Below are 476 nucleotides of genomic sequence, written 5' to 3'. Positions count from 1 at the left end.
CCAGATCATCAAGATGCTGCCGCATCGCTACCCCTTCCTGTTGGTGGACCGGGTGCTGGAGGTGGAAAAGGGCAAGCGCATTCGCGCGCTCAAGAACGTCACCATCAATGAGCCCTTCTTCCCGGGGCACTTCCCGGTGCGGCCGGTGATGCCTGGCGTGCTGCAGCTTGAAGCGATGGCCCAGGTGGCGACGCTGCTGGCGGTGGTAAGCCTGGATCGCCAGATCGACGACAAGACCATCTGCTACTTTGCCGGCATCGACGGCGCGCGCTTCACGCGCCCGGTGGAGCCGGGCGATCAGCTGGTGTTCGAGGTCACGCTCGAGCGCGCCAAGGCTTCGCTGTTCAAGTTCACCGGCAAGGCGTTTGTGGGCACGGAGCTCGCCTGCGAGGCCAAGCTGATGTGCACCATGCGCCGCATCGAAGACTGAGAAGGCCGGGGCGCATATGGCTCGCATCCATCCCACCGCGATTGTC

Annotated in this window: 1 protein-coding gene; it reads left to right on the top strand. The window is 64.1% G+C overall.

Translation table 11 applies throughout. The annotated features are described in order from the left end of the window. Positions 1–430 (top strand): 3-hydroxyacyl-ACP dehydratase FabZ (fabZ, locus tag H5407_RS23600; RefSeq protein WP_183106921.1); only part of this gene is annotated, 430 nt, incomplete at its 5' end. Between the last annotated feature and the right edge of the window lie 46 nt (positions 431–476).

Source organism: Mitsuaria sp. WAJ17 (assembly GCF_014174515.1).
Lineage (GTDB): Bacteria > Pseudomonadota > Gammaproteobacteria > Burkholderiales > Burkholderiaceae_C > Roseateles_B.
The sequence above is the reverse complement of the archived record's forward strand: the minus strand, read 5'-3'. Positions and strand labels throughout refer to the sequence as shown.